The organism is Deferribacterota bacterium (assembly GCA_034189185.1).
Classification (GTDB): domain Bacteria; phylum Chrysiogenota; class Deferribacteres; order Deferribacterales; family UBA228; genus UBA228.
On the sequence record JAXHVM010000052.1, the window covers coordinates 1 to 12,308 of the forward strand.

Sequence of the window (12,308 nt, forward strand, 5' to 3'; positions counted from 1 at the left end):
ATTAACATATTGCTCATAAAAACCTTTATATATTTTATTATTCTCTAAATTTGGCTTAAATATTTTATTTACTTTATTTATGTTTTTGATGCATTCATTATATGAATTATAAATTTTTAATGCAACTATTGCATTAATTATAGCTCCTTTTGCTCCATGTTAACTTCCCTATAAGGTGTTCCATTTTAAAGCCCTATTATAATTATATTAGAAATAAGGAGGATATCAATTTAAATGGTGTAATTTAAAACTATATATGAAAATTAAACTTTAAATTAAATTTGCTGTAATATATAATTATATAAAAATTTCATATGCAGGAGGATACATATGGCAGAAAAAGATAGCTTTAGTAATGGATATAATGAATCATTAGATGATCAATATAAAAGTGGTGGTATAATAGCGAGATTGAAAGAATTTTCACCTATAACGTGGATTGGTATTATATTGACAGCCCTTTTTATAATCTTTTCTTTTATCCCTCCATTAAATTATAGATGGCATATAATGTTGCCTATATTTATAATAGGTGCTTATCTATTGTATACTCAGAAAAATAAGGTTGTCTCCTTAGAGAAGGCTGTTGTTACAACTTTTTTCTGGGTATTAATAGCCTATTTTCTTTTAAGAGATGGAATGCTCTCAAATGAGATTGCTAAGTTAACCAATATACTTAAACAAGTTGGGGCACTTAAATAGCATTATAATTATTTGCTATCTACTTACTTCACTTTCTAAAGATGATAGGCCCGTTGCACTTATTAGATTAGCTAAGCTAGCATTATCTACATACCCGTCGGCATAGGCTGCTAGTAGATAATCGTTATTACTTATTAAAGGTAGATAAATTCTATTGAAGGTATTATTATTGCAGATTTCACTAATAGATACAGCTGTATAATTGTCGATTGTGATATTATCATAGGTTGTCTCACAAGCATTTTCACCATTTTCCAATTCATTTGATGTAATTTGATCTATAAAAGGTATTGCTGTGCTATTATCAATATGTTCACTTATGTTTAATAGGACAAGCCTTGCATAACTATTATTTATATTATTTGATTGGTTGTCAATTGATTGACTACCTAAACCCCCGTTGTTAAATTGGTAGAATCTAAATACAATATTTCCGTTGTGATATGGTAAAGGCGTAGCAAATGCAGAGTTATTAACTGCCACAAAATTTGTTGCATTATCTGGTAGATAACTTAATAGTGTATTTCTATCTATAAGTGTTTCTTGTGAAAAGAGTTTATTGTTAAACGTTGAATTAATAATTAGAAATAATATAATTATAAGTATATAGCATTTATAAGTTTTGTGCATAATATTTTATATTATAATTATAAAAATATTGCAAATTTTTAATAAATTTAACATTTGTATATATTTTATATGTTAAATATATTGGCAACTGTCTTTTTAATCTGTTATAGTTATTCATAAAGAGAGGTTTAAATGAGTCTTATAAATTCTACTAAGTCATTAATATCACTAATGGATTTAGTCAATAAAATGCACGCCTTTAAGAGTGAGAAAATTATATATGAAAATATATGCAGGATTATGGTTGATAATATTGGTTTATATATGGCGCGTATTTTTGCGGTTGATGAAAAAAGTGGAAGCTTAAAAAAACTAGCCATACACGCTCAAGATGAAAAAGGCTTAGCTTACCAGGAAAAGGTTGTAAGGGAAGCTAATGTATTTGGCAAGTATAAAGACTCATTAACTGCCAAAGCCTATTTTCAGAAGAAAACATTTGTAATTAACGATACATTAAAGGCGCTCCCTAACATTGTATTTATGGATGATGTAGAAAGGCTAGGGTATAATTCTTTTGGGGCGTTTCCATTAATATTTAAGGACCAAATTTATGGTGTATTAACACTGTTTTCAAAGGAGAAAAACTTTTTTGATGGATCAAGCGTTAAGATTATAGAACTCGTCTTGGCAAATGCCGCTCTAGCTATTTATAGAATTTCAATAGAAAGGCAGAGAGAAAGCCTTATAAAAAAGCTTACAGAAACAAATAAAGATCTTGAGAAAATGAGCAAATTCTATAGGGCTTTATCAGAGGTAAATCAGCTAATAATAAGGGCTAACAGCAAAGAAGAGATCGAAAAAAATGTTTGTAGGGTTGCGGTTGAGTGCAGTGAGCTTTCGATGAGCATTTATTGTGCTTTTAATAGCTCTAAGGGGGACTTTGAGAAGAAACAATACTATGCTGTTAATGATGCCGGCAGGGAGTATTATGAAAATTTTAAGGTAACAGTTAAAGAAAGTGAGTATGGCAGAGGTAATATGGGGGTTGCATTTAGAGAGAGAAGGGTTGTTGTTATTAATAATGCACTAGAGGATCAAATGTTTGCCCCTTGGGCAAAATTAGCAAAAAAGGTTGGTTTTAAATCTGTTGCATCATTCCCAGTTTATTATGGAGATAATGGTTATGGGGTACTTACATTTTATTCAGATAAGAAAGACTATTTTGATAAAAGATTGGTTGATCTATTAGATGAATTATCAAGGGATCTAGCATTTGCTTTTTATCATTTAGAGATTAACAATAAAGTTCTTGAAGCTGAAAAGACCTGGAGGATTGCACTAGATGTAGCAAATGAGATTATAGTAGTTTTTGATTTTAACGAGAATAAAGCTATTAAATCTGATAAATTCTATGAGATATTAGATTATAATCATGATTTTCCCGAGGAAGATACATCATTATTTGGGTTAGTACACCCAGATGATAGAGATAGGGTAGGCAAATTAAGGTCAAAATTAATTAGTGGTCAATTGGAGGGCTATAAGGATGAGATTAGGTTAAAAGCCCAAGATGGAACGTATAAGTATTTTTTACACCGTGTAAAACAATTAGAGAAAAATAGAGACGGCTCAACCTCTAAGGCGATAGGTGTTTTTTTGGATATTGATGAATTAAAGAGAAAGGAATCTCAATTAGAAGAAATAACTAACCTATATAAATTATTAGCTGATGTAAATGCAGAGATTTTTAAGTTTGATAACATAAAGAAAGTATTCGAGTTAGTTGTTAAAAAAATTACTAACTATTTAGATATAGATCATGTTGCAATTGTAAAGATAAATAAGAAGACACATAAACCAGTTGTTTTAACCTATTCAACGGTTAATAAGCATACAGCCCAAAAAATTATTCAGCTGGGCGTATCAATCAATGTTGAAGCTTTTGATACAACTTTAGCCAGAGCTTATAAAAGTGATAGTTGTGTAGTTGTTGATAATTTAAAAGATAATAGGTATAGAAAATTTGGTGTTAAATCGGTAGCTTGCATACCCATTAAATATGAAAGTACAAGAAATTATATGGTTTTATGTGCAAAAGATGAGGATTATTTCGATGATAAAAAGTTAACTCTTTTCAATGATTTAGTAGATAAATTGTCATATATTTATTCAAAAACTATTATAGATAAGAAGAAATTATTTATTGAAAAAAAATTAGCACTCTCAGAAGAGAGGTGGAGGGCTGCACTAGATAACACAAATGAAGGGGTTTGGTTGTATGATATAAAAGATAATAAAGTCTTTTATTCAGATAAGTGGAAAGAGATGCTTAAATATTCTAAGGATGAGATTCCTGATAAATTAGAAGAATTTTGGAATAGGGTTCACCCAGAAGATGTTAAAGAGCATAGAAAAATAATGGATGATTTAGAAAATGGCAGGCGCAAAAATGTCGAAAATACAATTAGATTAAGGTGTAAGGACGGTTCATATATTTGGATACTTGTTAGAGGGGCAGTCTATAGATATGATAAAGATGGTAAGCCTTTGTCAATTATAGGGACACATACAGATGTTACAGAATTGAAGAAAACAAATGAAGAGCTTATTAAGCTTAATAATTTCTACCGTGCCCTTGTTGAGGCTAGTAAGGTGCTTATAAGTGAATTTCAAATAGAGAAAGTATATAAGGAGCTGTGTAGGATTGCTGTTGAATATGGCGGTATATATGTAGCTAGAATATTAACTATAGATAAGGACATATTAAGTGAGAATGCTTGTTATATTAGAAAAGGGTTTGAAGAAATAGAGAAATATCTTGATTATGTTAGGGAGGCAGAGCGCCAGACAGATTTAGGGAAGCCTAAGACTTTGGCATTACATGTTTTAAGAAAGAAGGATATTGTAATCATAGATGATTATGAGAGTTTTACAGGGGTGCCATATCCAATAAAAAAAACAGCAAGAAAGATTGGCGTAAAATCAGCTTGTGGTATCCCTATAATGTACAATGATCAAATAGCAGGGGTGTTTATTTTGTATTCAGATGTAACCCATTATTTTAGTAGCAAGTTATTTGATCTAGTAAAAACATTAACAACTAACATATCAATTAGTTTAGAAAGTAATATTGCTAAGACAAAAGAAGATGAGTATAAAAGGGAGCTAGAGCTAGTTTATTCTACAATAGATAAAATTAATGAAGCTATTATAATCACTGATAAAAATAATAATATAGTTCTCGCAAATGAGTCCTTTGAAAAGATGTTTGGTTACTCAGAGAGTGAGGTAATTGGCAAAAATCCATCAATTATAAGTTCTAGTGAGTATTCAGATGAATTCTTTAACAATATGAGGCTTCAATTAAGAGAGGCCGGCTACTGGCAGGGAGAGATAAGAAACAGAAAGAAAGATGGTTCAATATTGACACAGTGGGTTTCAATTAATGCAATAAAAGATGAAAATAATAAAATTAAAAATTATATTGCTATTCTAACTGACTTATCACCTCGTAAAGAGATGGAGGATAAAATAATAGAACTGGCAAATTATGATATACTAACAGGTCTGCCAAATAGATCCCTATTTATTGACAGGCTTACTCAAGCTATAGCAGCTGCCAAGAGATATGATAAGAAAGTGGGAGTAATTTATTTAGATATAGATAATTTTAAATCTATCAATGATAATCTAGGATATAATACAGGTGATAAACTTATAAAAAGTATAGCTGGTAGGCTAAAAAATGTTATTAGAGGGACTGATACAATAAGTAGGCTGTCAAGTGATGATTTTTATATTATTTTAAATGACATTTACCAAATAGATGTTGTTCATATCGTTGTTAATAAGCTATATGATGCACTGAAGGAGCCCTTTAATATAGATGGTTATAAGCTATATATTACAGTAAGTGCTGGTATTACAATATATCCTGATGATGGAGAAAGTGTAACTGGTCTTTTAAGAAATGCTGAAACAGCACTTTTTTTTGCAAAAGAGATGGGGAGAAACACCTTTCAATTTTTTAACAGTGCAATGACATTAACGTCAAAACAGTCATTTGAGATAAGAAATATGTTGAAAAAAGCCATAGAAAATAAAGAATTTGTTTTATACTATCAGCCTAAAGTGTCTATTAAAACTAATGAAATTATTGGAGCAGAGGCTTTAATTAGGTGGCAATCTCCTGAAAAGGGCTTGATTCCACCAAATGAATTTATCCCCATAGCTGAGACCTCAGGTCTTATTAGGCCAATTGGGCAATGGGTGTTAGAAGAGGCATGTAGGCAAATAAGAGGGTGGCAGGCAAGAGGCATACCTAATATTAAGGTATCTGTTAACGTTTCAACAATCCAATTTCAGGATAAAAATTTGAGTAAAGTAGTTGAATTTAATATTAAACAGAATAATTTAAAACCAGAGCAGGTTGAGTTAGAATTAACTGAATCAATAATAATGAGGAATATTGAGGATGCATTAAAAATAATGAATGATCTGAAATTGATAAATGTTATATTATCGGTTGACGATTTTGGCACAGGCTTTTCTTCCCTTAGTTATATACAAAAATTTCCAATTGATATTATTAAGATAGACAAATCATTTGTATCATCTATAGAAAACGAAAAATCTGAGAGTGCATCAATAGTGAAGACTATTATAGAACTTTCAAAAAATTTAGGGATAAAAGTAGTTGCAGAGGGTGTTGAAACAAAAGAGCAACTAGAATTGCTTAAAAAATGGGGGTGTGATGAATATCAAGGTTATTATTTTAGTAAACCTATACCTGCAGAGGAATATGAGCAATTATTTAAAAAACATATGAGGCTAACAGAATGAAAGTAATTGGTATTAGTGGTTCTCCTAGAAAAGATAGGAGCAATACAAGTAAGATTATTAAAACTTTTTTAAAGGGTGTAGAAGAAGAGAATGTATATTCTAAGTTTATTGATATAACAGAAAGGGACATCAAATATTGTATAGGCTGTGATAATTGTCATAAATTAGGTAGATGTGTTTTAAAGGATGAGCTAAATGATTTAGTCGATATTTTATATGAAGCAGATGCTTTTGTTATAGGATCTCCTGTATATGTCTTTCAAGTATCAGCGCAACTTAAAACCTTTATTGATAGACTCACTCATCAGTTGCACTGTCAGCGCTTTCTTGGCAAAAAAGCTGTAGTTGTAACAACTTCTGGTGGTGGCTATGGTGAAAAGGAGGTAATTAATTATTTAAAAGATTTTCTTAATATGACAGGTGTTTTTGTTGTTTCAGAGTTGAAAAAGACAATTCAAGATACAAAGGTTCTTATTGATAATAATGATGAGTTTCTAGCTTATGTGAGAAAAGAGGCCAAAAAATTTGTGAGTATATTAAAAGGTGATTATAGTGACCAAGATCAGCTAGAAAAAATGAAAAACTTTAGGGATATTATAGGGGCAGTTATAAAAGAAAGGCGTGATGACTGGCCTTTTGAGTATGAATACTTTTTAAAAAAGGGGTGGTTTAATAGCTAGAGATTTCAGCGCGCCTTCTAAACATTAATGCATAAAACATATCAAAATATTTTGAACTTTCTTGCCTCTCTAAATTAGTAGTATATTTCCAAAAACCATATATCTTAGACAAGCTCAATAGTTTTTTTGCGTACATCTTCCAAGAGTATTTTGTCTTAACCCTATTTATTGCATTTTCTGAGATTTTATACCACCTATTGGTGTCATTTTGAACACCTTTGAAAAAATTAACAATAAGTTTGGAACACTCTTCTATATTATTGGGATCAATATGGAATCCTGATATATTATTTTCTATAATCTCAGAGGGGCCGCCATATTTTGTTGCAAATGTTGGCAGCCCTGATATCATTGCCTCAACAACTGTTAGACCAAATGCTTCAAAAAGGGCTGGTTGCACAAAGCCTCCTTTCATATCGGCAATACATCTATATATTTCACCGATTAATCTTCTATCAGTTATCCCACCTACCCATCTTATATATTCTTCTAAATTGTTATTATCAATTATCTCGTGAATATCCCTTATAATATTTAATTCCTCTTCATCTTTAGATTCTTCTGGTAATATATTTGTAGAAATTATTAGTAAATTTACATTCTCTCTAAGCTCTTTTGATTCTGCAAACCAACTTACTAGTCCGCGTATATTTTTAATGTAGTCAATCCTAGAGAGTGCAAATATTATTGGTTTATCCTTATTTTTATAATTGCCTTTACTTTTTGGATAGTTTTCTTGGAAAATTATTTTATTTATCTCTTCTTGTAAAGAAGTAAGCCTATGTTCTTTCTCATAATAAGGGAAGTATATGTTTTCATCTGGTCCTGGTGAAACAATATTAAACTTAGGATCATACAATTCTATTCCATTAATTACTCTATATAAGGATGGCATTGTGAAAGTTTGGTAGCTTTCATATTGACCAATGGACCTATCTGAGCCTGCAATTTCTTGGTAGGTGCTTGTGATAATAAAATCGGTAGTATTCATTGCTATAAGGTCAGCTGTAAATTGAGCGGAAAATTTATATCTCTCTTCATTGTCTTTCCAGTATAGGTCAGAAAATAAATATTTTGTTTTTTCTAAAGCATGTGCTATCATACAATTTGTGATACCAAGTCTTTTAGATAAAATATAGCCTACAAGTGAGCCATCAGAATAGTTTCCAATAAAAAAATCAGGTTTATTCCCTAGTTCGGCTAAAATTTCTTTTTCCGCATCTATGGCAAATCTTTCAATAAATGGCCATATATGAAATCTTGATATCCACTCTTTAACAATTTCTCCATTTTCATATCTAAAGGGTATTCTCTTAATCTTTGCATATTTTGTTCCAAATATTCTCTCCTCAGGTTCATTGCAGGTTGTGCCTTCTGCCTCAGGGATAAGTCTTGTGACAACAATAATCTTTGGCTTAATATCAAGGCCTTGCTCTTCTATAGAATTTATTAATTCATCTTCTAAGGCCTTTACCTGATTTAAGATATATACAACTTGCCCACCAGTATCTGGCTTTCCGAAAACATTGGATTGTGCAAAATAGCCGTGGGGGGATATTATAACTATATTAAATATCATAGGTATTCTACTTAAAAATTCCTGTACCATTCCAGGCTCAGGTGCTTCTAAAATATCAACTAGGAATTCCATAGTTTCTTTTATTTTGCCCACATTTTTTCCCCATCCTTCCTCAAAGCCAAGTGATTTTAGGTGTCTTTTAACAGCAGAGTGGGAATCATTATCATTTTTTTTGTATAAATAGTTTATAGCTCTTCTAAGCTGTCTGCGAAGCTCTTCAATAGAGTTGATCGAATCTGTAAGCATAAGTTTAGTATCTTTATATTTATGTACCTTTAAGAAGTTTAGTAGTAATTTTGAGCCTTGTCCCATATCAAAAAAGAGTTTGCTTGCAAGATGTCTATTCAGAAATTCTACACCTTTTCCAATGTTTTTTGGCTCTAGCAATCTTGGAAACTCCCTATTAAAGGGTGTAATATCTATCTCTAAGCTCCAGTCATCAATTGACTTGCCTACTTCTGCTAATTCCTCTTTGAAGAATAGAAATTCAGAGGCTTCAATATTTTTAAAGCTAACTGAATCGAGATCAAATTGGAGATATGTAAATTTTCCTATATCAATCCTTATATTCATAAGATAGAGGTTACTTCTTATAACTGTCTCAATGGTATTATATACTAATTCTTCTAAAATGCTTTCTTTTAAAATCCCTTTATTTTCCTTTTTGAGAAAATTTTCATAAGTATTAATAACATCGGATTGTAGCAACAACTCCCTATTTTTATTCTTAAGTTCTCTAAAAAATAGATAGACAGTTTCTTGATGTCTTTCTGCAAATTTATTAAGTTCATTTAACAGCATTTACCACCTTTCTTCTATTTTTATTTTTTCTAAAAAATTATAATAATATATTCCCTCTATAATACCTGCAGCATATTTTTCCTTAGCAAAATATATCTGTGGTTCATTTTTCAAGTGCTCAATTTCTGGGCTATAATTACCAACAACTACAGCTAATGTGTTTCCCACTAGCATTTCAGCATCATTACCAGAATCGCCAGCTACCAGTATTTTGTCAAGAGGGATATCCCATTTAATTGATATATACCTTATAGCGTAGCCCTTAGAAGCTCTAATTGGTAATATATCAATATATTTTTCATGGGAGTATATAACATTGGCATATACCCCATTTTCTCTCAAGATTTTATATAATTCCTCTTTAGTTGGCGCTATTTTTGGATTCATATAGTAGCTTATCTTATGTGTTCGTTGTGTAGATTGGGGTTGCATTCTAATACCTTTTATAGTACTCATAATTTCTTTAATTTTTGTTGGATACCATCTATAGGAGATATGTTTATCCCACTGTCTATCCCTAATTAATTTTTTTCCATAATATATTTCAGTACCCACTGAGCTTATTATTATATCAGGGTTCATTACCTTCCATTTTTTTAAAACGTTTATTATACTTTTTATCGTTCTACCACTTGCCACACCAAAACCTATATAATTTTTATCATTTATCAAGTCTAAAAGTTTTACTAAGGATTCTTTATCACCTAATAGTGTATTATCAATATCTGATATGATTAGCCTATCAACAGCTTGCAATTTTCGATTATCTGTTTCTAATATGTGTATATATTTTTTCTTGCGTAAAATAGAATTAATATGCCTTATATATTTATCAACATGGGATTCCCATGTGTAGTGTTTATGAACTCCCTTTAGACCGTTCTTTGATAGTCTAGCCCATAATCTTTTATTTTCTAATATCTTTAGAATATTTTCTTCGATCTCTTTAATATTTGTAGGATCTATTAGGAGAACATTTTTACAATTTTTCTCTATATCTATTGGTCCACCGTCATTTGTTGCAACAATAGGCAATCCACTTGCTGCTGCCTCAATTAGCGTGAGACCAAAGGGTTCAGTTAGTGCAGGGTTTACAAATACACCCTTTAATTTAGCAGTATGTCTGTATATCTCATATATATCATTTTGGGAGTGTTTTTTTGGGTATGCTGCTTTTCCATATAAGTCATATTTGTCTATTAGATACAGCATATTTTCAATTACTTTAGTTGCACCTTTTTCTAATTTTTTATAATCATCACGCTCACCTGCAATTATAACAAGGTTTGCTAGTTCTTGTAATTTTGCGCTCTCTCCATATGCCTTAATTAGGTTTTTAATGTTTTTTCTCTCATCTGCCCTTGAGATTGCTAGTATATAAGGCTTTCTTAATTTTTTTAGGAAACGTGATAATTCGTTTGATACAAATTGTGGCGTTGTATCCCCTCTTTTTGGTGGCCTAAAATTGCTTATATCAACCCCTGGTGGTATAACCTTCATTCTGCGCGGGCTATACATCTCATACCTTTTATATTGTTCATTTACCTCTTGTCTTGTGCTTGCTACTATCAATTCAGCTGATGATAGGGCTATCTCTTCTGCTTCTATACGTTTTGATATATTGTATTTATTTTCAATTTGCTTTTCCGTTACTCCTTTTTCTAAGAGCAGTCTTTCTTTTTTTACCCTCCCCAAAGAATGGCCTGTAAAAATAAAAGGTATATTTAGCATTGCTGCAACTCTTGAGCCAACATAACCAGCATCTGCATAGTGCCCATGGATAACATCAGGTGCATCCTTTATTTTTCTAAGATATTGAACAATCTTATCGGAGAATTCATCTAAATAGTCCCACAATTTTTCTTTTCTAAGATACTTTTTTGGACCACATTCAATTCTGACAATTTTTGCTTTTTCATTTATTGTTTCAATATCCTTGCTGTATATATCATCTACATTCTTATCTATTATTTTCCTAGTAAACAAATCTATCTTTCTAATTTTATCTCTTTTTGAGAGGGTTTTAATAAGTTCTATAACATATTTTATTTGACCACCTGTATCAGCATCTCTCCCTAATTCAATATCTTCGGATTTTACAAGGCCATGGATAGATAACATTAGTATATATAATTTTTTATTAACATTCATTTAATTCCCCATTTTTCTATATATTTTTTATAGAAATTTAAATTGTTTGGTAGTGCCCCTTTGATTGTGCAGATATCAGAAGCAAGCTCTAAAGACCTCTCTAAGATTTCATTAAAATCCCAGTTATTTAATAATCCTAGGATATTTACAGCGGAAAAAGCATCCCCTGCACCTACTTCATCTACAAGAGCTTTTTCTAAAGGTTTTTTACCTTTTAAATGCAGATCCTCTTTAGTATATATTTCTGCACCTTCACTACCTTTTGTTAGCATGATTGCATCTAAATTATAATTGTGAGCTACTTCTTTTAGGCTCACTCTATCTACTTCTTTAGAAAAAAGAGTAATAAATTCAGTTTTATTTAATTTAAGGATATGAATATCTTTTAAAAGCTTTAGAACATCTGTTTTTCTCCACCATGGTGCTCTAAGGTTTAGATCTATAAATTTATAACAATCTATTGTCCTTTTAATAATTTTAAGTGTTTCTGTATTTACATTGCTTCTTAGAGCAAGTGTACCGTGATATAGAAGGGATTTTTTAGGGAGTTTTTTTAATGTATCATCATCTATCTTTATAAAATCAAAGGCTTGTTTATCGGGTATTTCAAAAGAGGTGACACCATTATTATTTATTACATTGCAGGCACCTGTTGGGTGATTTTTGTAGGTTGTTATTATTGATTTTTTTAGTTCCCATTTTTTGATGGCATCTTTAACTTTTTTTCCACGTTTATCATCACCTATTGCGGTTATTAATATTGGCTCACATCCAAGGGCTTTTAGATGACAGGCTACATTAAATGGGGCGCCACCCAATTTTTCTACATTATCGGGATAAACATCAAATAATACTTCGCCAAATATTATTATATTATATTTCACTTCTAATTTTATTTTATCATATACAATTATTATTAAAAGTCTTTGTTTTAACTAATATTTATTTTATAAATTGTTGAATAATAATTTTGATAAATTATC

Annotated in this window: 7 protein-coding genes; 3 read left to right on the plus strand and 4 right to left on the minus strand. The window is 30.7% G+C overall.

The features are described from left to right. The first annotated feature begins 330 nt into the window (after positions 1-330). Positions 331-702 carry a hypothetical protein gene (locus SVN78_05190; protein MDY6820997.1) on the plus strand — a complete coding sequence of 124 codons (372 nt, stop codon included), beginning with the start codon at positions 331-333 and terminating at the stop codon, positions 700-702. 15 nt (positions 703-717) lie between these two features. On the opposite strand, the gene SVN78_05195 is transcribed toward SVN78_05190, so the two are convergent. Next, positions 718-1,332, minus strand: a complete 615-nt coding sequence (locus SVN78_05195; protein MDY6820998.1) for a hypothetical protein — start codon at positions 1,330-1,332, stop codon at positions 718-720. A 132-nt stretch (positions 1,333-1,464) separates the two neighbouring features. On the opposite strand from SVN78_05195, the gene SVN78_05200 reads away from it, so the two are divergent. Then, positions 1,465-6,114 carry an EAL domain-containing protein gene (locus SVN78_05200; protein MDY6820999.1) on the plus strand — a complete coding sequence of 1,550 codons (4,650 nt, stop codon included), beginning with the start codon at positions 1,465-1,467 and terminating at the stop codon, positions 6,112-6,114. Beyond that, entirely contained in the window at positions 6,111-6,794 is a 684-nt protein-coding gene (locus SVN78_05205; protein MDY6821000.1) for a flavodoxin family protein, read from the plus strand. Before SVN78_05200 ends, SVN78_05205 begins: the two co-directional genes overlap by 4 nt. Here the strand turns inward: SVN78_05205 and SVN78_05210 are convergent. The 3 genes from SVN78_05210 to SVN78_05220 are packed head-to-tail and all read right to left on the minus strand — an operon-like array spanning position 6,784 to position 12,209. Next, positions 6,784-9,174, minus strand: coding sequence for a sucrose synthase (locus SVN78_05210; protein MDY6821001.1), 2,391 nt, complete (start codon positions 9,172-9,174; stop codon positions 6,784-6,786). The two genes, SVN78_05205 and SVN78_05210, sit on opposite strands and share 11 nt — an antisense overlap. Beyond that, the gene (locus SVN78_05215; GenBank protein ID MDY6821002.1) at positions 9,175-11,325 is read right to left on the minus strand and encodes an HAD-IIB family hydrolase; all 2,151 of its coding nucleotides are present in this window, start codon (positions 11,323-11,325) and stop codon (positions 9,175-9,177) included. Continuing rightward, positions 11,322-12,209, minus strand: coding sequence for a PfkB family carbohydrate kinase (locus SVN78_05220; GenBank protein ID MDY6821003.1), 888 nt, complete (start codon positions 12,207-12,209; stop codon positions 11,322-11,324). The genes SVN78_05215 and SVN78_05220 overlap by 4 nt, the downstream gene beginning before the upstream one ends. Positions 12,210-12,308: the final 99 nt, after the last annotated feature.

What these genes read in the sequence shown, in the direction of transcription:
- SVN78_05210 (MDY6821001.1), bottom strand. Translation starts at nt 9,174, where the DNA reads ATGCTGTTAAATGAACTTAATAAATTTGCAGAAAGACATCAAGAAACT.
- SVN78_05190 (MDY6820997.1), top strand. Translation starts at nt 331, where the DNA reads ATGGCAGAAAAAGATAGCTTTAGTAATGGATATAATGAATCATTAGAT.
- SVN78_05195 (MDY6820998.1), bottom strand. Translation starts at nt 1,332, where the DNA reads ATGCACAAAACTTATAAATGCTATATACTTATAATTATATTATTTCTA.
- SVN78_05215 (MDY6821002.1), bottom strand. Translation starts at nt 11,325, where the DNA reads ATGAATGTTAATAAAAAATTATATATACTAATGTTATCTATCCATGGC.
- SVN78_05200 (MDY6820999.1), top strand. Translation starts at nt 1,465, where the DNA reads ATGAGTCTTATAAATTCTACTAAGTCATTAATATCACTAATGGATTTA.
- SVN78_05205 (MDY6821000.1), top strand. Translation starts at nt 6,111, where the DNA reads ATGAAAGTAATTGGTATTAGTGGTTCTCCTAGAAAAGATAGGAGCAAT.